Annotated in this window: 25 protein-coding genes and 1 pseudogene; 15 read left to right on the top strand and 11 right to left on the bottom strand. The window is 60.7% G+C overall.

The window, feature by feature from the left end; all coding sequences use genetic code 11:
• Positions 1–10: 10 nt before the first annotated feature.
• From bcp to aat, 5 genes are all read right to left on the bottom strand, one after another.
• Positions 11–472 (bottom strand): thioredoxin-dependent thiol peroxidase, encoded by a 462-nt coding sequence (bcp, locus tag NF685_RS04275; protein ID WP_252848717.1) that lies wholly within the window; start codon positions 470–472, stop codon positions 11–13.
• A gap of 22 nt (positions 473–494) precedes the next feature.
• Positions 495–860, bottom strand: a complete 366-nt coding sequence (locus tag NF685_RS04280) for a hypothetical protein (protein WP_252848718.1) — start codon at positions 858–860, stop codon at positions 495–497.
• Between the two features lie 201 nt (positions 861–1,061).
• Positions 1,062–1,664, bottom strand: a complete 603-nt coding sequence (locus NF685_RS04285; RefSeq protein WP_252848719.1) for a hypothetical protein — start codon at positions 1,662–1,664, stop codon at positions 1,062–1,064.
• The gene (locus NF685_RS04290; RefSeq protein WP_222547965.1) at positions 1,661–2,317 is read right to left on the bottom strand and encodes a DUF4412 domain-containing protein; all 657 of its coding nucleotides are present in this window, start codon (positions 2,315–2,317) and stop codon (positions 1,661–1,663) included. The genes NF685_RS04285 and NF685_RS04290 overlap by 4 nt, the downstream gene beginning before the upstream one ends.
• Before the next feature lie 57 nt (positions 2,318–2,374).
• Positions 2,375–3,064, bottom strand: a complete 690-nt coding sequence (aat, locus tag NF685_RS04295) for a leucyl/phenylalanyl-tRNA--protein transferase (RefSeq protein WP_252848720.1) — start codon at positions 3,062–3,064, stop codon at positions 2,375–2,377.
• Between the two features lie 221 nt (positions 3,065–3,285).
• Between aat and NF685_RS04300 the strand changes: the two genes are divergently transcribed.
• Positions 3,286–3,450, top strand: a complete 165-nt coding sequence (locus NF685_RS04300) for a hypothetical protein (RefSeq protein WP_222547967.1) — start codon at positions 3,286–3,288, stop codon at positions 3,448–3,450.
• Between the two features lie 125 nt (positions 3,451–3,575).
• On the opposite strand, the gene NF685_RS04305 is transcribed toward NF685_RS04300, so the two are convergent.
• Complete coding sequence (locus NF685_RS04305; protein WP_252848721.1) at positions 3,576–4,415, bottom strand: EcsC family protein; 840 nt, start codon at positions 4,413–4,415, stop codon at positions 3,576–3,578.
• 197 nt (positions 4,416–4,612) lie between these two features.
• Here NF685_RS04305 and NF685_RS04310 point away from each other — a divergent pair, with 197 nt between their 5' ends.
• From NF685_RS04310 to NF685_RS04325, 4 genes are all read left to right on the top strand, one after another.
• Positions 4,613–5,101, top strand: coding sequence for a hypothetical protein (locus NF685_RS04310; protein WP_222547969.1), 489 nt, complete (start codon positions 4,613–4,615; stop codon positions 5,099–5,101).
• 17 nt (positions 5,102–5,118) lie between these two features.
• Entirely contained in the window at positions 5,119–6,501 is a 1,383-nt protein-coding gene (locus NF685_RS04315) for an NAD-dependent succinate-semialdehyde dehydrogenase (protein WP_252848722.1), read from the top strand.
• Positions 6,502–6,995: 494 nt separating this feature from the next.
• Positions 6,996–7,604: a PadR family transcriptional regulator gene (locus tag NF685_RS04320; RefSeq protein ID WP_252848723.1), complete on the top strand. Its 609-nt coding sequence runs from the start codon at positions 6,996–6,998 to the stop codon at positions 7,602–7,604.
• Positions 7,601–8,392 carry a siderophore-interacting protein gene (locus tag NF685_RS04325; protein WP_252848724.1) on the top strand — a complete coding sequence of 264 codons (792 nt, stop codon included), beginning with the start codon at positions 7,601–7,603 and terminating at the stop codon, positions 8,390–8,392. The genes NF685_RS04320 and NF685_RS04325 overlap by 4 nt, the downstream gene beginning before the upstream one ends.
• A gap of 130 nt (positions 8,393–8,522) precedes the next feature.
• Here the strand turns inward: NF685_RS04325 and NF685_RS04330 are convergent, their stop codons facing one another.
• Positions 8,523–9,719, bottom strand: a complete 1,197-nt coding sequence (locus tag NF685_RS04330) for a phytanoyl-CoA dioxygenase family protein (protein ID WP_252848725.1) — start codon at positions 9,717–9,719, stop codon at positions 8,523–8,525.
• Positions 9,720–9,860: 141 nt separating this feature from the next.
• On the opposite strand from NF685_RS04330, the gene NF685_RS04335 reads away from it, so the two are divergent.
• Positions 9,861–10,904, top strand: coding sequence for a LacI family DNA-binding transcriptional regulator (locus NF685_RS04335; RefSeq protein ID WP_252848726.1), 1,044 nt, complete (start codon positions 9,861–9,863; stop codon positions 10,902–10,904).
• Positions 10,905–10,986: 82 nt separating this feature from the next.
• On the opposite strand, the gene NF685_RS04340 is transcribed toward NF685_RS04335, so the two are convergent.
• Positions 10,987–11,625 carry a pyridoxamine 5'-phosphate oxidase family protein gene (locus NF685_RS04340; RefSeq protein ID WP_252848727.1) on the bottom strand — a complete coding sequence of 213 codons (639 nt, stop codon included), beginning with the start codon at positions 11,623–11,625 and terminating at the stop codon, positions 10,987–10,989.
• A 95-nt stretch (positions 11,626–11,720) separates the two neighbouring features.
• Here NF685_RS04340 and pdxR point away from each other — a divergent pair, with 95 nt between their 5' ends.
• Complete coding sequence (pdxR, locus tag NF685_RS04345) at positions 11,721–13,190, top strand: MocR-like pyridoxine biosynthesis transcription factor PdxR (protein ID WP_252848728.1); 1,470 nt, start codon at positions 11,721–11,723, stop codon at positions 13,188–13,190.
• A 74-nt stretch (positions 13,191–13,264) separates the two neighbouring features.
• Here pdxR and NF685_RS04350 read toward each other — a convergent pair whose 3' ends face one another.
• Positions 13,265–13,681, bottom strand: a complete 417-nt coding sequence (locus tag NF685_RS04350) for an EVE domain-containing protein (RefSeq protein ID WP_222547976.1) — start codon at positions 13,679–13,681, stop codon at positions 13,265–13,267.
• Between the two features lie 199 nt (positions 13,682–13,880).
• On the opposite strand from NF685_RS04350, the gene NF685_RS04355 reads away from it, so the two are divergent.
• The 7 genes and pseudogenes from NF685_RS04355 (at position 13,881) to ccmI (ending at position 19,217) form a co-directional block, all read left to right on the top strand.
• The gene (locus NF685_RS04355) at positions 13,881–14,663 is read left to right on the top strand and encodes a heme ABC transporter permease (RefSeq protein WP_252848729.1); all 783 of its coding nucleotides are present in this window, start codon (positions 13,881–13,883) and stop codon (positions 14,661–14,663) included.
• The gene (ccmD, locus tag NF685_RS04360) at positions 14,660–14,812 is read left to right on the top strand and encodes a heme exporter protein CcmD (protein ID WP_252848730.1); all 153 of its coding nucleotides are present in this window, start codon (positions 14,660–14,662) and stop codon (positions 14,810–14,812) included. The genes NF685_RS04355 and ccmD overlap by 4 nt, the downstream gene beginning before the upstream one ends.
• Before the next feature lie 35 nt (positions 14,813–14,847).
• A pseudogene (gene ccmE, locus NF685_RS04365) lies at positions 14,848–15,339 on the top strand (cytochrome c maturation protein CcmE); the annotation flags it as partial.
• Between the two features lie 122 nt (positions 15,340–15,461).
• Positions 15,462–17,456 carry a heme lyase CcmF/NrfE family subunit gene (locus NF685_RS04370; RefSeq protein ID WP_252848824.1) on the top strand — a complete coding sequence of 665 codons (1,995 nt, stop codon included), beginning with the start codon at positions 15,462–15,464 and terminating at the stop codon, positions 17,454–17,456.
• Positions 17,453–18,016: a redoxin domain-containing protein gene (locus NF685_RS04375; protein ID WP_252848731.1), complete on the top strand. Its 564-nt coding sequence runs from the start codon at positions 17,453–17,455 to the stop codon at positions 18,014–18,016. The genes NF685_RS04370 and NF685_RS04375 overlap by 4 nt, the downstream gene beginning before the upstream one ends.
• Positions 18,013–18,486 (top strand): cytochrome c-type biogenesis protein, encoded by a 474-nt coding sequence (locus NF685_RS04380; RefSeq protein WP_252848732.1) that lies wholly within the window; start codon positions 18,013–18,015, stop codon positions 18,484–18,486. The genes NF685_RS04375 and NF685_RS04380 overlap by 4 nt, the downstream gene beginning before the upstream one ends.
• Entirely contained in the window at positions 18,483–19,217 is a 735-nt protein-coding gene (gene ccmI, locus NF685_RS04385; protein WP_252848733.1) for a c-type cytochrome biogenesis protein CcmI, read from the top strand. Before NF685_RS04380 ends, ccmI begins: the two co-directional genes overlap by 4 nt.
• 33 nt (positions 19,218–19,250) lie before the next feature.
• Here ccmI and NF685_RS04390 read toward each other — a convergent pair whose 3' ends face one another.
• Both NF685_RS04390 and NF685_RS04395 read right to left on the bottom strand, forming a co-directional pair.
• Positions 19,251–21,380: a hypothetical protein gene (locus tag NF685_RS04390; protein ID WP_252848734.1), complete on the bottom strand. Its 2,130-nt coding sequence runs from the start codon at positions 21,378–21,380 to the stop codon at positions 19,251–19,253.
• 31 nt (positions 21,381–21,411) lie between these two features.
• On the bottom strand, positions 21,412–22,839 hold the full coding sequence (locus NF685_RS04395) for a DUF3142 domain-containing protein (protein ID WP_252848735.1): 1,428 nt from the start codon (positions 22,837–22,839) through the stop codon (positions 21,412–21,414).
• A gap of 44 nt (positions 22,840–22,883) precedes the next feature.
• On the opposite strand from NF685_RS04395, the gene NF685_RS04400 reads away from it, so the two are divergent.
• Positions 22,884–23,285: a hypothetical protein gene (locus NF685_RS04400; protein WP_252848736.1), complete on the top strand. Its 402-nt coding sequence runs from the start codon at positions 22,884–22,886 to the stop codon at positions 23,283–23,285.
• The last annotated feature ends 21 nt before the right edge of the window (positions 23,286–23,306 follow it).

The raw sequence follows: 23,306 nt of genomic DNA on the forward strand, positions 1-23,306 counted from the left end.
CCTGCAAATTCTAGAGTTCCGCGGCAGCTTCAGTCACAAGCGCCACGTGATCCGCAGGTTTCACCTTGCGCCACAGCGCCCGGATTACGCCATCGGCATCCACGAGGAAAGAGCTACGCTCCATGCCGAAATAGGTTTTGCCGTACATGGATTTTTCCACCCATGTTCCATAAGCATCGGCAAGGCGATGCTCTGAATCGCTCACAAGCGTGAAGTCGAGTCCGTATTTGCGGGCAAAGCGCTCCAGCTTTTCCACCGGATCGGGGCTGACCCCGATCACGCGCAGACTCAGAGATGCCAGCGTCTGTTTCTGGTCCCGCAGATCGCAGGCCTGCGTGGTGCAGCCCGGCGTATCTGCCTTCGGATAGAAATAAAGGAGATAGGGCTGACCCTTCAGCGCTGCACTCTCGACCAGTTCTCCATTCGAAGAGGGCAGCGAGAACGAAGGCGCCCTGTCACCTATGGCTATCATGATGGAAACGGAACCTCTGCAATCAATATGCCGGATAGGCGGGATAAGACGGATAGACTGCAACAGGTGGCGGGTAAACCACACGCGGCGGCGGCTGATACACAACCGGCGGCGGGGGGGGGGCATACACGACGGGCGGCGGGGGCGCGACATAAGGGCGTGCAATAGCGCCTATGACAGCCCCACCGACAAGGCCGCCTACCAGACCGCCGACGAAGGCATTGCCGCCGCCACGATGCCAGCCACGATCGCCACGCCAGCCGCCGCCATGCCAGCCGGGACCACCGCCCCAGCCCGGGCCATAAGGGTGAGCCTGTGCAAGCGGTGCGCCTCCCAGAAGACCTGCAAGAGGCAGAGCCGCGAGGCCAATTTTCAGGATATGACGCATAAGAAACCTCCTCGTCGGATCGGGCTGAACAACGCAACCGATCCGATAATCAGCTTATACACGCCATATGGTGTCGATTTTGGGACGGAACAGGACGAAAAGCAGGCGGTATTGTAACAAAATAGCGCAGAAAACTGCTGCGCTATCCGTCACGGTTCATTCGACCTTCTGCCGTGAGGTCGGCCTGTAGGCGAAGCCGGTTCAGCGATCCAGCTTCAGGGCTTTCGTTTCCTTGAACCCTTCAGGCTCTCTGAAGACTTCAGGCCCCTGTGGGGTCGCTGCATAGGAAATCGCCTTGATGACCTGCGTCCCGTCATGCTGCGCCGAGAGCAACACGCCATTCGCATCATAGCAGAAATCACCCGTCTGCCCGTCCGTATCGGTAGTGGTCCAGTGCGTACAGGGCTGACCGGCCACAGTCTCTTCGGCACCGCGCTGCCATTGCCCCGCCGCGCGTGATCCGGGCGGCGCGAATTGCGCATCGGGCGCCCCGGAGACTGTGAATGTTCTGGCGTGGGTATCGACGACCGAAAGACGATGCGCCCGGTAATCGGTGAGCATCATCAGCCCCGTCGTTTCCATATCGAGGCGCTGCTGCCAATGCGCGGCATTCCAGCGCATACGCTGGCGATAGAGCCGCCCATCCGGACCGGAAGCCTCATAGGTCACATCCACGTCGATACGCGGTGTCACATATGGCGTTGCGCCATCATCGGGAGGGGCTGCCTGTGCCTGTGCCGACAAGCCGGCAAGGCACAGAGCGGAAACACACAGGGAAACGCGAAAAGCAGAACCGGACATCATTGGGCCGCAGGATGCGCCGGCGTCATGGAGCTTTGCGGACCGGCACCGTGGGGAATCGGCATCTGCGCCGTGATCTGCTGATAATCTGCCGGTGGCTGGAACTGGCTTTCGGCCAGCGGTCCATAGGTCACGGTCTGGGCTTCGAGCTTGCCGTGCAGGCCGTCGGCATCTACCCCTTCCTCACTCAGGATCACGCCATCTTCGGTGACGCAGGCCGTGGCTTTTCCATGAGGCGAGGTAATCGTCCATTTATTGCAGGCGAGACCCGCAACCATGCCCGTTCCATCGGGGGCATATTGCATGGTCATGTCGAGCATGAACGGATTGCGCAGCCCGTGTTTGGGGGCGAAGCTCGTATAAACGCGCTGCTTGTGCATGATCAGCGTCACGCGCTGTGCCGGACGGTCCAGAATGGTCGATCCTGCACGATCGGCGGCATCGATACGCAGCTTGTCGCCTTCGGCCTTGAACTGGACGGTGGCCTGAACCGGCTTGGGCAGCTTCTCGGGCTGCACGGAATAGACAACCGTTACATCGCGTGCGGGCGACAGGCGCGGATGCGGCCCGATAGAGCCCTGCGCAAGCGCCGGCAGCGCTGTGGACATGATCGTGACACCCAGCGACAGAAGCGTCGCACGTTTGATCTGGACCATCGACATTGTCTTTCCTCCAATACGCCTACCGGGCACCATACCTATAGGGCAACACGCCTAGCTGGCATCCGCGCGGTTATGTCCCGCATTACTGCCCGTGCCGTCACGAAGCGCCATCACCTCATGACGAAGCCCGTCCAGCGAAACATCCTCGTTCCACGATGCCTCAATTTTCAGGGCCCGGTCCAGCAGCAACCTGTATGCGTCATCAGGAACGGTGAGACAGCCGAACGTTTCCAGATGCGCGGTGGGAAACTGGGCATCGAGCAGGGCGAACCCGGCCTTGCGCAAAGCGGCCACGAGATGAACCAGCGCCGTTTTCGAGGCATCGCTGCGTAGCGAAAACATGCTCTCGCCGAAAAAGGCACCGCCGATCTGCACGCCATAAAGGCCACCCACCAGAACATTGTCATGCCATGTTTCGACCGAATGGGCATGGCCCAGCCTGTGCAGCAGGCTGTATCGCGCCTGCAGACGGCCACTGATCCATGTTTCGTTGCGCCCTGGCGTCTCGGCGCAGAAACGTATGACATCATCGAAACAGCGGTTGCTCGTTACGTCGAAATGACCGCCGAGCACCTTTCTCGCAAATCGCTTCGCCAGATGAAACCGCGAGTCGAGTGGGATGACGCCGCGTTCGAGAGGCCGGTGCCAGGATATCTCTTCGGCCTCCCGACCGTCGGACATCGGAAAAATACCGCGTCGATAGGCATCGAGCAGCAGATCGGGGGTTATCGGGTCGGTCATGCGAGTCCCCCCGACAACAATACGCCCTGCGATTCTATCGCCGCTCTTCCCGAAACGGCTTCCGGCATTCCGGTATCAAGCCGCTTCATGCTCCGAGGCGCGGAATGTCCATGGAACGAAAGCTGTTCGGGCACGGACGGTCGAACCCCTGTTTCCGAGACTGCCACGCCACGCGCCACGTGATAGGCTTGTCTCCCAGATATCAGACCCGGAACGAATTCATGCCCCTGACCTTTGTCTATGTGATCGGTATTGCCCTGAGCGGCATTCTGGCAATCATGGCGCCCCATTACCGGGTTCTTTCCTTTGTCATGACGGCGATCTTCTCGTTGCAGATCATCCCCGTCGGCATTCTGGAAGCCTTTAGCGCGTCCCGCTCGCGATAGGCCTGAACGACACCGGATCGTATCGCCTCGCGCCGCCGCATATCGATGCACCAGTGCGAGGCATGCGGTGACGCCCGACTGCGTGCGGGCATCACGGGATCGGGTAACGGACGCGTATGAAACGCTCAGTGCGCGGCTGCATCCGTCGCGCCCGTCCGGCGCATATGCTGTGCCGTATCGCGCACGATCGGGCCGTGCTGACGCTCCAGACGACGTATGGTGAAGTGAGCGCGCGCCAGAGCGCGATAATGCGACAGGAAGGCCGCATTCAGCGAAGCGCCGCAAAGAGCCCCGGCGACAGGCACCATCTGCAGGGCAAACTTGCGCGACAGACCGATACCGTAATGCGACGCGACCTCGGCAATCAGCAGAACGATCGGCTTGCCGCGCATCAGGGCACGGGCCGAGAAAAAGCCGAGTTCGCTTTCTTCACCGGTCTGCCCGGCAAGGAAGCTGCGCAGCGCAAAGACCTCCAGACAGGCACGACGCGTTTCCTCGTCGTTGAGGTCCTCGCCCTCCTCGCGAGCAACGCGGGCAATTTCACGCATGATGGTGAGCGTGGTGAACCCGATATCGGGCATAAGTCCGACGACACCGCCGAAACCGCCCAGAGCCCCCGAGACTGCCACGGCGGCCTGCGCCGCAGGATCGCGCCATTTGGGCGCCTTGGACGGTGTGCCATGTGTCATACCGAGAATGGCAATGTCGAATGCACGTGCGATGGATGCTTCGGCGAGCCCCTGAATCTTGGACTGGATGTTGGGGGCCATTCCCAGCCCCTGCAGACCGAGGCGCGTAGCCTGCCCCACGGCACCGCCCATGAGATCGGCAAGACGGACAAGCACGCCCTTGCCATGCTCGACCTTGGCGAGCGCAGCCTGAAGTTGTGCAAGCGACTCGCTATCGAGTGCAAGTGGTGCGATCTCGCCGATTCCGGGGATCGTCGATCCGTTTGCGGTAGCCATTGAAATGCTCTCCCTGCATTGGGGGCTCCTCGCAAGAAGCCTGAAACGCGTAAGTGTCAGCGGATGCAACGCCCGATGCTGACGGCAGTCACCAATTATTGTGACAAAGCCTGTTTTTTTACATCCTACAGGTTCATAGGAAAACGAAACAGACGCGGCCCTGTTAGGAACGCACAGATGCAGGCGGGAGCCCCAATATGCCTTTCATACGCTTTTCCGACATGACCGCTTTACGCAATGTCGCGCTGGTTGCCGGGCTTGCGCTCGGTCTCGGTGCCCAGACGGCCAAGGCCGATCCGGCATCGCAGATGAAAACCATCGATCGTCCTCTCACACCGGTCGAGAAAGTGGCTCTGCCCGATGGCGGTGCACCGCCGCCGCCGCACGGCTATACCGTGACCGAGGATTTCGACACCTCGCTGCGCGGCTATTCCTACAAGGTGCGGGCGCATCCCGCGCTCGGCCTTCCCAATTCGGAAGCGCATCAGAGCACCCAGCTTCCCAACGATGCGCCTTCTCATTTCACGTTTCTCGGCTGGCCGGTAAAATTCAACGCACCGGTGCGACCGCCTTATGAGAATTCGGCCTACCATAATTATGCAGGCTCCCCCGGCAACGGCCAGACAGATGTCGTGGCCCAGTCCGACGCGGCGGGTACCGCCCAGTGGAACAATAACCAGCGGTAAAACCCGGAGGTAAGACGATGACCAGGCTTTCTTCAGACAACGGTGTCACCACGGTCAATCCGGCGACGGGTGAGGATCTGGCAGCCTATCCTTTCCAGACCGATCAGGAGGTAACGGAGCTGCTCGATCGCGCCGAGCGGGGTTTCCTTGCCTGGAGAGCCACGCCATTGGCCGAGAGGCTGGACCGGCTGCGTCGTTTCGGCGCGCAGCTTCGCGCGCGCAAGGAGGAGCTTGCCCGTCTCGCCGTAATGGAAATGGGCAAGACCATTACCTCTGCACGGGCCGAGGTCGAAAAATGCGCCTCGGTCATCGACTGGTACGGCATCAATGCCCCGGCCCTGCTGCGCGATCGCCCTATGGAAACCCCGCAGGGCAAGGCTCATCTGAGCTACGATCCGACTGGAACGGTTCTGGCTGTCATGCCTTGGAATTTCCCCTACTGGCAGATCATCCGCGCCGCAGCACCGATCCTGACGGGCGGCAACGGATTTATTGTCAAACCGGCAGAAAACACGATCGGCTGCGGTCTGCTGCTCAATGAAATTGCGAGCGAAGCCGGGCTGGACGACGTGTTCATCAGCGCCAATCTGGCACGTGAACAGACTGCGCGCCTGATTGCCGCTCCCGCAATTACTGGCGTTACGGTGACAGGCAGCGTGCGTGTCGGGCGTATTCTGGCAGGCAAGGCTGGCGAGAACGGGAAGAAGACCGTTCTCGAACTTGGCGGCTCGGACCCGTTCATCGTTCTGGCCGATGCCGACATCGACAAGGCCGTCGATGCTGCGGTGACAGCACGTTTCGCGAATTGCGGTCAGGTCTGCATTGCTGCCAAGCGGATTATTCTCGAAGCGCCGATTGCCGAGGCCTTTACGGAGAAATTCCTCGGAAAAGTGCGTGCGCTCCGACTTGAGGACCCGATGAATGAATCGTCGTTCATCGGTCCCATGGCCCGTTCGGATCTGCGCGACGGGCTGCACAATCAGGTGCAGAAAAGCATTGCGGAAGGCGCGCGCCTTGTTGTGGGGGGCGAGCCGGTAGACCGCCCCGGCGCCTGGTATGAGCCGACTGTCCTGCTGGATGTCACACCCGAGATGACGGCTTTTCGCGAGGAGCTGTTCGGCCCCGTGGCATGCCTGATTACAGCGCGCGATGTCGATCATGCCATCGCGCTGGCCAATGACAGCGAATACGGTCTGGGTGCGAGCTTGTGGACGAACGACAGAACGCTTGCCAACGTGCTTTCCAGAAAAATCGAGTCGGGCGGAGTTTTCATCAACCGCATCACGGCTTCCGACCCTGCCCTCCCCATCGGGGGCGTAAAAGCCAGTGGCTATGGCCGTGAGCTGACCGAGCTCGGCCTTTATGAGTTCATGAATATCAAGACCGTCTGGGCATCCTGATCCTCAGATCGCCTCAATACACCTGGCGAACAGAGATATCGCTTGCGAACACCTCCGTGTTCTCAGGCGATATTGCTCTGCCCGACGACCCACGGTGACCGGATGCCGGATCGACCCGTGTCGAACCCGGAGACGAGTCCATTGCTCTCTGCTCGCAGATGCCGCTCAAATCCGCTGCGAGATACATCCCTGATCGCTACAGAACCGGGCTATGCCACGGGAAGGTCATGCAGGGGCGCGCCGCCTCATTCTACCCTTGCTGCAGGCTGAAAGTTCAAGTGTCCCTCGGGCGCAATCAGCCACGCTCGATAGGCAGAATCTTCGGGCAATAAAGATCCTGCCCAGCGGTCTCCAACCCGATGCACGCCCTTGCGCACAAGACGCGACAGCCGGCTGGGACACGGGTCCAATTCCCCATCAAGAAAGCTCAAACGAAATAGCTTGCGTTATATCTTAAGATAGAACACTCTTAAGATATAACAGGAGATACAAGAATGTTTCGTCATCATCTGCGTCATGTGTTCAACCGTCATGACGGATTCGGTCATGGCGGCGGCCATCGGTTTGGCGGTCGTTTCGGGAGGCATCGTGGGAACGATATTCCCGGTGGCCGCAAGCTGAGCGCCGAGGAATTGCAGCTTGTCATACTGGCGCTTCTGGCTGAGGCGCCCGCGCATGGGTATGAGATCATCCGCCGCCTTGAGGAGCGCTCGAACGGCTTCTACAAACCAAGCCCCGGCATGGTTTACCCGGCCCTTACCTATCTTGAGGAAATCGGCCAGGCAGAAGTTACTCCGGTCGGCACACGCAAGCTCTATACCCTTACCGAACCGGGCCAGGCCCATCTGGCCGCCAACCGTGCCGAAGCGGAGCGCATTCTGGATATCCTCATGCGCATCGGCAGCCGCATGAGCGAAGTACGCGAGGCTTTTGCCGGGTTGAACGATCTGGACCCCGAGGCTGTGGACGGCCTGCACAAAGCGCGTCATCTACTCAAGACCGCACTTTACCGCATGCGCGGTTGCGGGCCCGATGAGGCGCGACGCATCGCAGCCATTCTCCAGCGTGCCGCTGCTGAAATCGCGAAAAAGGATCCCGCATGACGCAGCCTCATCATGCCCCGACCAAGATACGTCATGCATTGAAACTGCGTCGGATCGAGGTTGCGCAGGTCATTCCCCTTTCCGCCACGATGCAGCGCGTTATCTTCACCGGTGCCGACCTGCATGATTTCGTCACGTCAGGGCCGGACGATCATGTGAAGCTCTTCTTCCCCAGGCCGGGCAGCACAGAACCTGTTCTTCCGGATCTCGATGCCGACCGTTCAGCCCCCCGCAATCCCGATCTTATCGCCCGGGATTACACGCCGCGTCGCTTCGATGAGGAAACAGGCGAGCTGACCATCGATTTCGTGCTGCACGAGACCGGGCCTGCAACACAATGGGCAGCGCAGGCCCGACCCGGGCAATCTCTCGGCATGGGCGGTCCCAAAGCCTCGCATCGCCCTTCTGATTTCTTTACCCGTCACCTTCTCATCGGTGACGATACGGCCCTGCCCGCCATCGGCCGGATACTGGAGGAATTACCGCCCCATCACAGGGCTGTCGTCGTGCTCGACACACGCGAGACAGACAAGACCTACACATTGCAAAGCCATGGTCGGGTCGACATTTTTCGCTGCGCGCCGGAGCAGGATCTGACGGGGCTGCTGCGTCTGGTCGTGCTGCCCGCAGCTGAGAAGCTCAATGTATGGATTGCTGCCGAGATCGATCAGGTCCGTGCGCTGCGCGACCATCTGATAAACGAGGAAGCAATCCCCCGCACCCGGATCCGCGCGGCCGGTTACTGGCGTCGGGGTGCCGCAGCCGGTGGTACGCGGATCGAGGACTGAGCATACGCCATCGTGCCGCAACCGGGTGCCAAGGTGTTTTTCCGGCAGCCCGGCTCACCCGGCATTCTGGCTTTCCTGGCACTCTGGCTTTCTTGGCAGTCTGGCGGTTCGAAAGCCCTTATGGGTGCTTTCAGGTCTGCATGCAGCGCACACGCTCGTTCAGCAGCGCGATGAATCGGGCCTCATCGAGGTTCTCATCGAGCGCCTGACGCATGAGCGCCTGCTGGTTCTGGGGCGCAAGACCGCCCAGAGGCGGATCGCGGTCCAGATTTGTAGGGAAAGCATACCCTTCAGCGCAGGCTGCAATCACCCGGTCGATTGCCGAAGAGGCCATGGTGTTCTCCTGCATCAGACGAAGCAGAACCGGATACACAGAACGTGCCATGCGTGCCCGGTCCATGCTTTCCATAGCTCTGCCGAATGCCGAGGAAACCTGAAGAAGATTGGCCATGCGCCGGATGGAAGTCGAGCGGTTCTGTCCTGCTGCATGAAAGAGAGCAGGGCTGAAAAACACCGCATCGCCCTTTTGCAGAGGCAGTTGCACGGCATTTGCTGCAAACCACTCCCGTATCGACTCATCCTGCGTAGCGAGATAGCCCGGCCCATAGGATTGCGTGAAAGGCATATAAAGGGTGGGTCCGCTTTCTATGGGCATATCGCAATGGGCCACGGCCCCCTGCAATGTCAGCATGGGCGAAAGTGCGTGAACATGCACCGGATACCGGCTCACCTGCTCCACGGACTGAAAACCGAGATGATAATCGCGATGGACGATCTGCGCCTGACCGCCCGGATTGACCACATTGACCTGTGACGTGATCTGATAGGCCGGCCCGAGCCACGCCTCACTGACGAGCGCGATCATTTCGTTGCTGTAGTATCGCGCAAACCCGTCCGGATCGAGCAGGCACAGTTTCTCCAGAGCATTCCAGACACGGTCATTCGCCCCGGCTTTGGCGAAGTGATCGCCCGACTCCATGCCGTTGCGCTTCTGGTTGCTGATAAGCTTTTCGAACTGGACCGTGACATGATCGAGCGCGTCGAGATCATCGAAAGCCTGTTTCAGAACAATGATCCCGGGGCCATTCTTCAGGGCCTCGACCCATTCGGCCATGATCGCGCGACGTCCGTCCTGCTCTTTCGACAACTTGCGCAGGGTATCGCAGTGATAAAGCGGCACCTGACCTGCCCCTATATCTGCAGCAAGCGGGTAATCGCTCAGCGCAATACGCTGGCTTGCGCGTTTCTTCAGGTCTTCGAGAGATGAAGACGCCGATCCGTACCAGTTTCTGGCCGCCCTTGAGGCGCAAAGAGTGTCGTTTTTCACGTGTCGATCTCCGTCAAAACGGTCGCCTCGGCTCCCTCGACGTCCCTTCGGGGGCTATCCAGCGACACCCTGCGGAGATTACGGTTATGTAATTCCTCAAACAGGTATCAAACACCTCAAAAACACCTCAGGACGAACCGCATGGCGTTTCAGCACCCGATGAAGGATATCGCCCGTCAGGCGGGTGTCGGTCTGGCAACGGTCGATCGCGTGCTGCATGACAGGCCGGGCGTGCGTGCGGGGACAAGACGACGCGTGCTTCAGGCGATAGACGAGCTGTCACGTCAGACCCTCGAACTCTCCCTGAATGGGAGCCGCCTCGTCATCGATCTTGTGATGGAAGCCCCCGAGCGCTTTTCTTCAGCCGTAAAGAGCGCTCTCGAAGCCCAGCTGCCCTCTCTCATGCCAATTGCCCTGCGCGTCCGTTTCCACCTTGGAGAGACTGCAACAGGCGAGGAAATCGCTGCCATTATCGCGCGTATCCGTCAGCGCGGGTCGAATGGCATTCTCCTCAAGGCTCCCGATCACCCTGCGGTCAGGGCAGAAATTCTGGCCTGTGTTGCATCGCGTATTCCGGTGATCACCCTTGTGACCGATCTGCCGGAAAGCGGGCGCCTGACCTATGTGGGAATGGACAATCATGCCGCCGGGGGTACCGCTGCCTGGCTCACCGCAGGCTGGATGCCGGCACAGACCCATAAGGACAAGGCGGTCCTCGTTGTCATATCGAGCTACCGTTTTGTCGGGGAAGAAGAGCGCGAGGCCGGATTTCGCGCGCTGCTTGCACAACACGCCTCCCATCTGTCGATCGTCTCGCTCGGAGAAGGGCGCGGGCTGGACTGGCAGACCTATAATCTGGTCGAACATGCCTTGCTTGCTCACCCCGAAATCGAGGGGATTTATTCCATCGGCGGCGGCAACAGGGCCATTGCAAGGGCCTTGCGCCAGTGCGGACGACAGCCACGGATCTTCATCGCGCACGATCTCGATCACGATAATCGCGGCCTTCTTGCCGACCATACCCTGACCGCCGTGCTGCATCACGATCTGGGAGCGGACATGCTTCTGGCCTGCCAGCTTTTCATACAGGCCAACCGGCTTCGCCCGGCGACCCTGGTCGCCCAGCCGAGCCCGGCCCAGATCATCACCCCCATGAATATGCCCCATAGCAACAGGCATGACTGAGACGAGCCGTACAGCCGGACCGATGCCCGGAACAGATTCGCTGCGTCAGGCATGTCCGTCATTGCGCGCGCCATGAACGACGTCAGGCGAGAAATTTCATCTGGGCCTTGCGCAGGGAAGCCGGTGCAGCCGTATTGTCCGGCGTGTGTCCGTCCTGCACGCCGGTGCCGAGTGCGGTCACCACGGGCACGACCCCGCCCCATGATGTCGAAGGCAGATCGGCCGCGTCATCGACCGGTGGGCCTGTCCGTATCTTGGCGCTGGCAGCCTCGATTTCGATGGCAATGACACCCGTCGCCTTGAGCTCCTGAGAAGTCATGGGTCTTACCTCTGCACTTCTGCCGGGCAGAAGATGATCGGTAATCGCATCGAGTGCCTCTGCGTGCTCGTTATCGCGCAGTTTTCGCGCATAACCATGCACGATTGCGCATCGGTAATTGACCGAGTGATGAAATGACGACCGCGCGACGACAATGCCGGTCAGCTGTGTAACGGTCAGGCAGAGTTTCTGACCATCGAGCCCCATGATCCGCGTCTTGGACGCCCCGTGCAGATAAAGCGTCGACCCGACACGGGCATAGGCCATCGGGATCACCATGGGTCGCGCATCGGCCACGAATCCGACATGCCCGACAAGCCCTGAATCGAGAATCGCATGAATGGTCGCCTCATCGTACGCGGCGCGTTTTCCCTGACGGGCTCTGGCATAATCCGGAACCATGATCTCACTCCCCCAGCCGGTTCATTCCGCTTGACGTCCTGACCGATAGCGCCTGAACTGGACTGGGCCGAGATCCGGTTTTTCGGGAATATTCCATGCCAGTTTTCCTCCCAGCGTTTTTCCCATCCGACCGCGACAGTCCCGGGAAGCGACATCCCGGAGCCGAACGCAACGATCCTCTTCCAACGCGCCTGTTTGCCGCCCTGGGGGCGGCGATACGCGACGGGAAAATACGTGAGGGAGAGACACTGCCATCCACACGCCAGGCGGCAGAACTGCTTGGCCTGTCACGCAGCACTGTGACGATCGCCTACGATCTGCTTCGGGCAGAGGGGCTGATTGTCATGCAGCCCGGCAAACGCCCCTCCATCTGCCTGCCCGTCGCGCGCCCCTCCCCCGAACGCTCATCGGCAGCGCCTACACTCTCGCGCAGAGGCGATCAGCTCTCACGCGATCTTCGTGCGCAGAGCTATGTGACTCCACAGGGCAGGCTGTCGCCCGGTGTGCCGGACGAAACGCGCTTTCCTGCCGATCTATGGGCACAGACCCTGCGCCGTCATGCAAGGCAGGCCCATGGCGATGAGGCAGGCTATGGCGCCTATCACGGGACACGCGCCCTGCGTGAGGCCCTGAGCGAAAGGCTGGCGCAGGATCGCGGGTGCCGGATCGACCCGGACCAGATCGTGATCACACCCGGCACGCAGGCATCTCTTTCCCTGATTGCACAGGTCATGACCGACCCGGGCGATTACGTGGCAATGGAAGACCCCGGTTATCTCGGCGCACGGACCAGCTTCATCGCTGCCGGCAATCGTATCCTACCCGTTCCCATCGATCATGAAGGCATGATGGTCGAGCATCTGCCCGACCATGCGCGCCTTGTTTACATCACGCCCTCGAACCAGTTCCCTGTGGGTGGCCGTATGGGTCTCAGCCGTCGCCTCGCCCTTCTGGAGCAGGCCCGCGCACAGAACGCACTCATTCTGGAAGACGATTATGACAGCGAATTCCTGTGGCATGGCCGTGAAATCGCGTCACTCGCAGCACATAGCCGTGGGACGGAATGCCTCTATCTGGGCTCCGCTTCGAAAACCCTGATACCGGGGCTCAGACTGGGCTGGATCGCTGCCCCTGCCTCTCTCGTGGCTCCTTTGCAGGCGGCCCATCGCACATTTGGCTATGCCGCCAACCTGCATGCCCAGCTGGCGCTCGCTTCGCTGATGCGATCGGGCCAGTATCGCATTCATCTGCGACGGATCGCACGTATCTATCAGCAGCGCGGTCTGGCGCTATACGAGGCGCTTCGGTGCGTGGACGGGGTACGTGTGACGCCACCTTATGGCGGCGTCCAGCTCGGACTTTCACTGACACGCACGGGATATGAACGAGCCTGCCTGAATGCACTTGCCATGGCCGGATATCGTGCGGGAGGTCTCTCGGCACTCTGTCTCAAGACCTCCCGGGAGGGGCTGATCATAGGGTTTGCAACCCTGCGACCTGACGACCCCGGACGGATTGCCGGTATTCTCGCCAACTGCCTTCGGGGCCCCATGAGAAAGACGTGAGGGCGAAATAAAAGAGGCAGGAGAGAATGACGGGACGAACGCCACTCATGAATAAAATGAATAAAAGGACCGTTTCAGGGTTTCTGCCAGTGACCCATTTTACACAGATGCGTCCATTCGGCCTCGGTGACGGGTGCAACCGACAGGCGTGACTGTTTGAGAAGCGCCATATCTGCCAGCGCTGGATCGGCCTTGATCGTCGCCAGGGAAACCGGACTTGCAAAGGCACCCTGTGCCTCGACATCGACACAGACCCATTTGCCGCTCTCGGCTGTCGGGTCGGGATAGGCCTCACGCACGACCTTGACGACGCCGACGATCTCCTTGTCCGAAACGGAGTGGTAAAAGAAAGCGAGGTCGCCGCAGCGCATGGCAGAGAGGTTGTTGCGTGCCTGATAGTTGCGCACACCCGTCCAGGGCTCGACCCTGTTATGGACCTGTTGTTGCCAGGAAAAACTCTCCGGCTCGGATTTGATCAACCAGTACTGCATCGTCACCTCTTGCTTACTGGCTTTGCCTGTCACGTTAATCGGCAAAAACAGCGCTTTGCTGCCTCCCTTCTCCATCGGGATTGTCGTATCAGGACGGCTTTCGATCAAAACCCGCATTGGATGGAGGCAGGACCGGGCTATATCATGCCCGCACGCCGAAGGAGAGAGGCACAGAGTGTCCATAGTCGCAGGAGAAAACATGCCCGACCCCGCAAGGCCAGGTCAGCCACCGATGCGCGGTGCTCTGCTGCATCGCTTTGCCAATCCCGGCCGCTTCCTGCGTCTGTCGCGCTGGCTCCTGCCCCTGCTCGGGGGAAGTGCCTTTGTCTTTCTCGCGATCGGGCTCGTCTGGGCGCTGTTCTTTTCGCCTGCAGACTGGCAGCAGGGCGATGCCGTCAGGATCATGTATCTGCATGTTCCCATGGCTATCCTTGCCTCTGCGGGATATGCGGCTCTCGCTGTGTGCGGTGTGCTTTCGCTTGTCTGGAAACATCCTCTGGCCGATCTGGCAGCTGTCGAGATCGGACCCGTAGGGGCTGTCGTTACCGCGCTCTGCCTTGTGACGGGATCGCTCTGGGGCAAGCCCATGTGGGGCACATGGTGGGTGTGGGATGCCCGGCTGACATCGGTGCTCGTGCTGTTTTTTCTCTATCTTGGGCATATTGCCCTGATCCATGCTTTCGACGATCCGCAGCGCGGCTATCGCGCCGCCGCAGTTCTGGCCATCGCCGGCGTGATCGATCTTCCGATCATCAAGTTCAGCGTCAGCTGGTGGAATACGCTTCATCAACCCGACAGCATCACCCTGACCCATGCGCCAGCCATGCCCCCTTCCATGCTTCTCCCGCTGATGATGTGCATGGCCGGTTTCACGCTGGGCTTTGCCGCGCTGGTTACGGGACGACTCAAAGCCGCCATACTGGAGGCAAGAGCAAGACAGATCCTGACGCGCACGCCGCGCAATGCCGGAAGCGCCTTATGACCCACCTCCCCTACGTTGCCGCGTCCTATCTGCTCGTTCTTGCGGCGATCCTGATCCTGACCGGGCAGCTCGTTCTGCGCCTGCGCAAGGCCAATGCCCGCCTCGCCCTTCTCGAACGGCGCACCCCCATACGGGGGAACGGCTCTTGAGCACGACACGCCTTGCTCCGCAGCCGAAACGACGCATGACACGCAAGACCCGTCGTCTGTGGCTGGTGCTCAGCTGTCTTGCCTGTTTCGCGGTCGCGACGATGCTGGTCCTGAACGCATTTTCGTCGAGCATCGTCTTTTTCATGGCGCCGTCGCAGATGCTCAAGACACCGCCCGCACCGGACAGAACGATCCGTCTTGGCGGCATGGTCGTGGCCGGGTCGTTGCATCGCACCGTGGACGGGCGCGTGCCGGTCAATCTGTTCCAGATTACCGACGGTCAGGCCGCTGTCGATGTCCGGTTCGAGGGCATTCTTCCCGATCTGTTTCGCGAGGGGCAGAGCGTGGTGGCACTCGGCACCTATCGCAGGGGGCAGGCCTTCATGGCGTCTGAAGTGCTCGCCAAACATGACGAGACCTATATGCCCAAGGAGGTTGCCGAGGCGCTGCAGAAAAGCGGCCAATGGGATCCGCGCTTTGGCAAACCGCCCTCATCCGCCAGCTGGAACAGCATGATACGGGGCGATGGCACCACGCATGCACCGGGTGAGCGGGCTGGCTCATCAAAGACAGATACGATGCCGACGGCCCCTGTGCAGGCCCAGACTCCGGACGTGCAGGTTGGAAAGCGGACAGAGCCATGATGCTGATCTTTGGCGCAGAAGAAGGGCATTACGCTCTGGCTCTGGCCTGCGTGCTTGCTCTTGCGCAGTTTGTGCTTCCCCTCTGGGGAGCGGCGCGTCACCGGCGCTTCCTGCTCGATCTTGCCCCGCGTCTGGCCTGTGCACAGCTTGTTGCCTTGGTCTTTTCGTTTCTCAGCCTGATCGTCTGCGCCATAGAAGATGATTTCTCTGTGCAGAATGTGGCGGCCAATTCGGCACTCAGCAAACCGCTGCTTTATAAAATCACGGGCGTATGGGGCAATCACGAAGGATCGGTCCTGCTCTGGGCGCTCATACTCGCCCTGTGCGGCGGTGCCGTCGCCCTGTTCGGGCGGAGGTTGCCGCTCCTGCTCAAGGCACGTGTTCTGGCTATTCTCGGCGGTGTCTCGACAGGGTTTCAGCTGTTCTGCCTGCTGACCTCGAACCCGTTCGACAGGGTCTGGCCCGCCCCCGAAGACGGTCAGGGCATGAACCCGCTTCTGCAGGATCCCGGCCTCGCCTTTCATCCGCCCGTTCTCTACACGGGCTATGTCGGCTTCGCCGTTCCCTTCGCCTTTGCTGTCGCAGCGCTGATCGAGGGGCGTGTCGATGCGGCCTGGGGGCGCTGGGTCAGGCCATGGGCTGTTGCCGCCTGGTGCTTTCTGACATGCGGCATCGCCATGGGATCATGGTGGTCGTACTACGTGCTGGGCTGGGGCGGCTACTGGTTCTGGGATCCTGTGGAAAATGCCTCGCTCATTCCATGGCTGACGGGCACGGCACTCGTGCATTCCGCCATCGTGGTCGAAAAACGCGATTCACTGCGCATCTGGACCGTACTTCTGGCCATCGCCAGCTTCTCGTTTTCCCTCTCCGGCACGTTTCTGGTGCGCTCGGGCATTCTCAATTCGGTGCATGCCTTTGCCAATGATCCGGCGCGCGGTGTGTTCATTCTGGCGCTTCTGGCGCTCGTCATCGGCGGGTCGCTTCTGCTGTTTGCATGGCGCGCACCCTCTCTGACATCGGGAGGCGTTTTCGCCCCTGTATCGCGCGAGGGCGGCCTGGTGCTGAACAATATCCTGCTCTGCGCCCTGTGCGCTGTGGTCGTGACCGGCACGATGTACCCGCCTTTCATGCAGATCCTGACCGGGCGTACGCTTTCGGTCGGCAAGCCGTTCTTCGATGCTACAACTATTCCGCTTGCCTTGCCTCTTCTTATCGCCATGGGGATCGGGCCGCTTCTGCCTTGGAAACGGGCCCGTCTGGCACCTGTCCTGCGCCGCCTGAAACCGGCCCTGTTCGCTGCATTGCTGACGCTCGGTGCGGGAGCCTACGCAACCGGGAGCCTTCTGCCTGTGTTGTGTGCTGCCGCGGCAGTATGGGTCATCGCCGCAAGCCTTACCGATCTGGCATCGCGCCTCGGTGCCGGTCAGGGTATGGCCGTTCTGCGCCAGCGTATGCGCGGCCTGCCACGCGCAGTCTGGGGAAGCGCCATCGCCCATATAGGCGTCGGGATAACCGTTCTTGGCATCACGGGCATGTCTCAGGCCAGTCATGCCGTTGTGGAACTGGGGATCGGTGAGACGGTGCCGCAGGGCGCTCTGACCTGGACGCTTATATCAGTCCATGAAGCGAACGGGCCGAATTACCATGCCGTAATCGCCGATCTGACCGTCTCGCGCGATGGCCGTGTCATTGCCACCCTCCATCCCTCACGCCGCGATTTTGCAAGCCAGCATCAGGTCACCACCGATGTGGCGATACGTACGAACCTGATGCGCGATCTCTATGCCGCCCTTGGCGAAAGCCATGGAGAAGGCGGAACAGCGCGCTATGTCCTGCGTCTGCACAATAATCCGCTCGCCCCGTGGATCTGGCTCGGCGGTCTGGTGATGGCATTTGGCGGCGCCCTGTCGCTGAGCGACCGACGTCATCGTATGGGAGCGCCGCGAAAAGCACACACTGCCACTGCCCCCGATATAGCCAAGGGAGCCGCCTCATGAACCTCATGACCAGACGTCGCCTGCTTATGGCCCTTCCTGTCGCCGGCGCCGGAATTGCTGGCTTTGGATGCTGGAAAATGCTGTCGGCCATGCAGGACGGTTCGTTCGATCCGCGCGCCATACGCAACGATCAGGCAAGCACGATCATTCCGGATTTCTCCCTCCCCGGATTGCCGGGCGACGAAGCCCAGGGCGTCTCCTCGGACATTCTGCGTGGCACGACTTATCCCGTTCTCGTCAATTTCTTTGCCTCATGGTGCATTCCCTGCGTCGCAGAAATGGCTGCGCTGAGACAGATCGGAACGAAAATCGCGCTTTGGGGAATTGCTTACAAAGACAAGCCTGAAGACGCGCAGCGCTTCGTCACGAGAGATGGATCGCCCTATGCCCGCATTGGCCTCGACCATTCGGGCATGACTGCCATCGACTGGGGGGTGAGCGGTGTGCCTGAGAGTTTTCTGGTCATGCCCGGCGGGCACATTGTCTGGCATGGTGCCTCGGCACTCGATGAGGCCACTTTCCGGCGCGATATCGCGCCTCGTCTGGAGCACGCATCGTGAGGCGCCTGCTCCCTGTGCTGGCCGCTTTCTGCTGGCTGGGCCTGTCGATCGTCCCGGCACTGGCCCTGGACGATCCGTCGGAAATGCTCCCCGATCCTGCTCAGGAGAAACGTGCGGCTGCCATAGGCGCACAGCTGCGCTGTCTCGTCTGTCAGAACGAGTCGATTGAGGATAGCAGCGCCGGTCTGGCCCGCGACCTGCGTCACGTCGTGCGTGAACATGTCGCCAGAGGCGAGAGCGATACACAGATCATGCAGTGGATGACCCAACGCTATGGCGAGTTCATCCGTCTGAAGCCACGCCTGTCGCTTTCTACCGTTTTTCTCTGGTCCATGCCGGTTCTGGCCCTGATCCTCGGCTTTGGTGCGGCATGGGGCATGATGCGCAAACGCCCGTCCCTCACCCCGCTGGACAGTGATGACGCGGAACGTCTGGCCCGTCTGCTGCATGAAGGAGAGGATGCACGATGAGCTGGATCGGTTTTCTGGTCGTGACTTTCATGGCCGCCCTTCCGCTTCTGACAATGCTGCGGCGTGGAACACTAACAGCTCTTCCGGCTGTCACTGCGCGCCAGTCCGCCATCGCCCTCTACCGACGCCAGCTCGACGATCTGGACCGGGACGGTGAGGTCGGCCTGCTGCCTCCGCAGGAACGCGAGGCCGCCCGTCTGGAAATCCAGCGCCGTCTCCTGCTTGCAGACAAGCTGGAAGAACCCGTTCCGGTATCGAAGGGCAGACACCTGCTAGGGCTGTTCGCTCTGATTTTCTGCCTGACGGTTTGCGGCTTTGGTCTCTATCTCACCAACGGACATCCGTCCCTTCCTCCCCAGCCGCACCATGACGTGCACAAGGCAATCAGCCCGGAAATGCGCGCCCTGTTCGAAAAGCTGGAAAAACAGGTCGCGACTCTTTCGCCGCAGGACCCGAACTACGTCAGCCAGTCCATATTGCTGGGTCAGGTCGACGAGGCCACAGGCCGCACAGACGATGCGCTGCGCGCCTATCGTCAGGCCCTTGCCGTGCGTTTCATTCCTGAGCTTGCCGTTCAGATTGCAGAACTACAGGTCAGGCGCGACGGCCATATCTCGCCGGATAGTCTGGCGCTGTATCGCAAGGCGCTCGACGCCGCACCGGCAGATGCCCCCTGGCGCCTTGCCGTCGAAGCACGCATTGCGACAGGCGAACACGAAGGAACGCCTTGAAGCCAGGTCCATCAACCGCTTTGAGGGGCGCGATCAGAGGTGACGTGCGATCATGCCCCGCAAATGCGCCCATGACCTGCGCAGCCGGTAAAAACGTGTCGCTTCGAAATCGGGTTTGACCGTACAGTCATTGCCGAACCTGACTGCAAAATCGACCAGAGCCCCGTCATGAACGTAGCGTCGATAAAGCGCTTCGGTCTGGTCGGTCTGCCATCCCGCCGCCTGACACAGGACCGCGGCAAAGGCCTGCGAACGAGGCGGTAGAAGATCGGCAGCCTTCGACGCATAGCTCACTGCAAGCCAGCGATAATGATAGCGTTCATTGGGGGTTACGGCACTGCTCTGAAAGCGCGCGACTTCCTGCGCCTGAATGAAAGGTCGTGAGGCCGCAGCCAGCTCTCCTGAGATCGTCCCTTCAGCACCGGATTTTGCTGCTGTCGGATCGATGTCCGCTCCACCCGCGTAGGTCCCTCCCCAGATATAATAATCCGGGGCGAGCTCCGTACCGGTCAACTCCATACCGTAAAGTCTGGCGATACGCGCTGCCGCGAACCAGGCTTTGGCCCGGCCCGTTCGGGTCCAGCGTGTCTTCGCCTCCGAGAGGGCTGTGGCATAGGCGTGGATAAGCTGATCATAGGTCAGCGTTGTCACCTGGCCACTCTCAAGTTCCAGCTCAAAGGCTGCGTTCGGGTTGTGGTTCGTATAGGCCAGCGCCTCACTGAAGCGATTGTCGCGAATGAGACGACGCACCAGAAGATGGCGCATGACATCGGACATCGTCTCGGGCGGGACCTGATCGGAAGTATCTTCCTGTCCTGCGTTCTGCCCATTTCCACTCTGCAGACGCTTTTCGCGTTTCGGTGGAGGCGGCTCGGCTGGAACATGGGCATCGACGAAGCCCTTGAGTTCATCGACAGTCAGAACGCGCTCGGCAATATAAGAGGCATCGATGGCCACATCGCTTTGCGGTCCGTTCTGCTGTGCAGCGGAATAAAGCCAAACGAGCGCCTGAACATACTCGCCGCGCGATAGCGCCAACACGCCCTGCTCGCCACGCATACGCGCGGCAATAACAGGATCCTGCGTCACGGAGAGGGTGGGAAATCCCTTTGTCGCCTCGGCATAAGCCTGTGCGGCGGCCGGCATGTCGCCTGCGCGTACGGCAAGCTTCGCCCTTACCCAGGCGGCCAACGGCGATTGCGTGTTTGCGGCGAAATCCCGAGCCAGATCGAACTGACCCTGACGATAGGCGGCGGCGGCAAGAAGATCGGTGCCGTCATCGGGTCTGGTACCCTGCTGACGCACCGCAAGGGCCAGGCTTCTGAGAGCCGAATGCGCAAGCGCTTCATCGTAATCGTATGACAGCGCATAAAGGCTGAGCAGTTTACGCGAGAACGGATCTGCGGCCAATGCCGTGACCAGATCGGGGCGCTGGGACAGCCAGCCCAGAACATAACGCAGGGAATCCTCACCCGCGTAAGACCCTGCTTCCATCTGATGCAGATAAAGCGTCAGTGCCTTACCTGCGAGATCGACCATGAATGTGTTCGTGCAGAGCGCATGGCTCTCCATTTCCCGCCAGCCGCACAGCCCGTCCGCCCCTCTCAGATAGAGTCGGGCTTCCTCACCCCATGAGGCCTGACTCAGGAAATCCGGATCGTATCCGCCAGCATTGACCACAGAGCGCGTCAGGGCAAAGGCTCGCGCAGCTTCGGCAAGGTCGTGATCGGGCCCGGCAGCCGCTTCATAAGCCGAAGCCATGTGGGCCTTACCCAGCATAAACGCCGCAGCGGTTTTTTCATGGGCATTGGCGTTATCGGGAAGCGCAATGACCGCTGCGAAAAAGGCGCTTCCATGATCGGTGCTATTGGGGTCGCCGTAGGCCTGCACGCCACTCTGATAGAGCTGCCGTGCCTGCGCTTCCGCCGGGTCGTTCTCTTCTTCCGATGTGTTGGCGGATGTTCCTGTGTTCAGGTCGGGCGCAATATGCTGTCCGGGATAGAGGTGCCTGATGGCGTAGGAAAAAGAGAACACGGGCAGCTTGTCGAGCGTCTGGGTCCGGTCGGCCAGCAAGGGCTCAGGAAAAAACGGTCCGCAGGCCATGACTCCCGCAAAGCTCACGGGCGCAAGAATGAGCACGCCCAGTAAAACCTTTCTTTTCACGCTAAAGCGTGGCCGGAGGATCACCTTTGCTCTATCGGCGTGTTGTGGCGTTCTGCGCTGAGACATCGATCTGGTCTTTCTTTTTCTGGCATGTCAGCCAGCCCGCAACGATTTGCTGCCCGACCGGCAGCAGGGCCTCTGCCGTTCTGACCAGAACCGGCCCTTGCGCGTCGTAATCGAGACGATAGGGCGACTGGGCCCCGATCCCGGCGCATTGCCTGTCGCCATGAATGACAAGGGGCAGCGCTGCGTCAATCGTTCCGGTATTGCGCAACACGATATGATACAAAACCGGGCTCTGAGGCGTCAGCGTCAGGTCCATGGAGGTCGATAAAGGCTCATGCCTGACCAGAGTGAGCCAGGATGACAGGCTCCAGGCACGCCGGTCGCCATCGACAGGCAGACGAAACCAGATCCACCCGGTGAGCCCTGCCGGTGGCGCATGATCGATGCGTTTCATGTACCCGGCAATTTCCACAGGCGAAACGGTCAGTTCCTGTCCCGCACTTTGCGAAAAGCCTCGCGCCATTTCGCTTTCGACGTTTGCAGGACGACCATCCGGGCCCCAGACGATTCTCGTGCCATAGCTTGGCAGCGCAATCTGCCAGGGAACGGGCGACAGGGCCCCAAATCTTGCCGCCGCACGTAACGCCTCGGCGGGTTTGAACAGCCCCCCGGCCGGATTGGTGACGGCATGAAGCTGAAGCACGACGCCCTGCACATGCGACAGCACCGCAGTAAGACCGGCAGCGCCGATCCACGTCGGCAGAGCGGTGACGATCAGCGGGTACTGTCCATGCAGCCCGGTATGGATCGTCTCGAGCAGCGATGCATATTCGGCAAGGCGGGCGGTCGGGCAATCGTGATCGATCTCGATGGCTTCAGGAGCGATACCGAGACGATGCCAGTCAGCCAGAACCCGATCGATATGCGCAGCAATCTGGCGCGCATCCAGGCTTCCGAGTCTGCCGCTCAGCCGAAACACGGCGATGACCCGATGAGAGGCGAGGCTCCGGGGACCATCGGCCAGAAGCGCAATCTGCCATTGTCCTGCCTGATCGAGCTCAGCCGCCAGAACATGCCAGATGCGTATGGCGGCAGACGCCTTGTCGAGCGATTGGACAACCGACGCGTTCCACTGCCTTTGCCAGATATAGGCATCGGACGGGAGGGGAAGGTTCGGCCGGCTTCGGGACTGCCATAAGGCGATCCCGAGACCGCTCCCGAGACAGATCGAAACGGCGCAGATCGCCAGCAAAAGTGCATGCCTGTGCCCGTGCCTCACTTTGCGTAGCGTCATCTTCATGAAACCGGCTTTTGCCTCCTGCCTTGCCTCTCGGATATCTGCCGCATAGCGGGTACGATCGGTAGACCCGTAGCGCACGCGCAACGCGAAGCACGCCCTCTCCGAGCTGGCCGTTACGGGGGCGGATGGCCTGACCGGGCCGCCTTCCAGCACATGGAGACCCAGCTTCGCTATCCGTGAGGCAGATTCTACACAGCATGTTTTTCATGTTGCGCTTGGCACAGGCTTCAAGGCATGTGCAGCGCATGGTGCGTCTTTCTCCCCAGCCCCGGCAACGCTCTGTCCTGACCGGCAATTATCTGCCTGTTCCGCGCCCTCCGGCGCAGGACTCGGTCGTGCTATGCCCAGTCTGTCACGGCAAGATGCAACGCACGGACGAACAATGCCCGCACTGCCATGCCGAGCGCCATTTCGGGCCGACTCTGACCGAAACCGTACTCAGCACCGTTATCGGTCTCGTGGCGGCTCCGGCGCTGTCCCTGCTTCTCATCCGTCCTTCCTGGTGGACGGGAGCCTTCGCCGTGGCGGGTTTGCTGGCCGGGTTTTTCGTGGCGCATAGCCGCCATACCGGCGACCGCTGGCTGCGCAATCCGCGCTAGGGACTGAACTTCGTAACAAGA

Source organism: Asaia lannensis NBRC 102526 (genome assembly GCF_024054035.1).
Lineage (GTDB): Bacteria > Pseudomonadota > Alphaproteobacteria > Acetobacterales > Acetobacteraceae > Asaia > Asaia lannensis.

What these genes read in the sequence shown, in the direction of transcription:
- bcp (WP_252848717.1), bottom strand. Translation starts at nt 472, where the DNA reads ATGATAGCCATAGGTGACAGGGCGCCTTCGTTCTCGCTGCCCTCTTCG.
- NF685_RS04280 (WP_252848718.1), bottom strand. Translation starts at nt 860, where the DNA reads ATGCGTCATATCCTGAAAATTGGCCTCGCGGCTCTGCCTCTTGCAGGT.
- NF685_RS04285 (WP_252848719.1), bottom strand. Translation starts at nt 1,664, where the DNA reads ATGATGTCCGGTTCTGCTTTTCGCGTTTCCCTGTGTGTTTCCGCTCTG.
- NF685_RS04290 (WP_222547965.1), bottom strand. Translation starts at nt 2,317, where the DNA reads ATGGTCCAGATCAAACGTGCGACGCTTCTGTCGCTGGGTGTCACGATC.
- aat (WP_252848720.1), bottom strand. Translation starts at nt 3,064, where the DNA reads ATGACCGACCCGATAACCCCCGATCTGCTGCTCGATGCCTATCGACGC.
- NF685_RS04300 (WP_222547967.1), top strand. Translation starts at nt 3,286, where the DNA reads ATGCCCCTGACCTTTGTCTATGTGATCGGTATTGCCCTGAGCGGCATT.
- NF685_RS04305 (WP_252848721.1), bottom strand. Translation starts at nt 4,415, where the DNA reads ATGGCTACCGCAAACGGATCGACGATCCCCGGAATCGGCGAGATCGCA.
- NF685_RS04310 (WP_222547969.1), top strand. Translation starts at nt 4,613, where the DNA reads ATGCCTTTCATACGCTTTTCCGACATGACCGCTTTACGCAATGTCGCG.
- NF685_RS04315 (WP_252848722.1), top strand. Translation starts at nt 5,119, where the DNA reads ATGACCAGGCTTTCTTCAGACAACGGTGTCACCACGGTCAATCCGGCG.
- NF685_RS04320 (WP_252848723.1), top strand. Translation starts at nt 6,996, where the DNA reads ATGTTTCGTCATCATCTGCGTCATGTGTTCAACCGTCATGACGGATTC.
- NF685_RS04325 (WP_252848724.1), top strand. Translation starts at nt 7,601, where the DNA reads ATGACGCAGCCTCATCATGCCCCGACCAAGATACGTCATGCATTGAAA.
- NF685_RS04335 (WP_252848726.1), top strand. Translation starts at nt 9,861, where the DNA reads ATGGCGTTTCAGCACCCGATGAAGGATATCGCCCGTCAGGCGGGTGTC.
- NF685_RS04340 (WP_252848727.1), bottom strand. Translation starts at nt 11,625, where the DNA reads ATGGTTCCGGATTATGCCAGAGCCCGTCAGGGAAAACGCGCCGCGTAC.
- pdxR (WP_252848728.1), top strand. Translation starts at nt 11,721, where the DNA reads ATGCCAGTTTTCCTCCCAGCGTTTTTCCCATCCGACCGCGACAGTCCC.
- NF685_RS04350 (WP_222547976.1), bottom strand. Translation starts at nt 13,681, where the DNA reads ATGCAGTACTGGTTGATCAAATCCGAGCCGGAGAGTTTTTCCTGGCAA.
- NF685_RS04355 (WP_252848729.1), top strand. Translation starts at nt 13,881, where the DNA reads ATGCCCGACCCCGCAAGGCCAGGTCAGCCACCGATGCGCGGTGCTCTG.
- ccmD (WP_252848730.1), top strand. Translation starts at nt 14,660, where the DNA reads ATGACCCACCTCCCCTACGTTGCCGCGTCCTATCTGCTCGTTCTTGCG.
- NF685_RS04375 (WP_252848731.1), top strand. Translation starts at nt 17,453, where the DNA reads ATGAACCTCATGACCAGACGTCGCCTGCTTATGGCCCTTCCTGTCGCC.
- ccmI (WP_252848733.1), top strand. Translation starts at nt 18,483, where the DNA reads ATGAGCTGGATCGGTTTTCTGGTCGTGACTTTCATGGCCGCCCTTCCG.
- NF685_RS04400 (WP_252848736.1), top strand. Translation starts at nt 22,884, where the DNA reads ATGTTTTTCATGTTGCGCTTGGCACAGGCTTCAAGGCATGTGCAGCGC.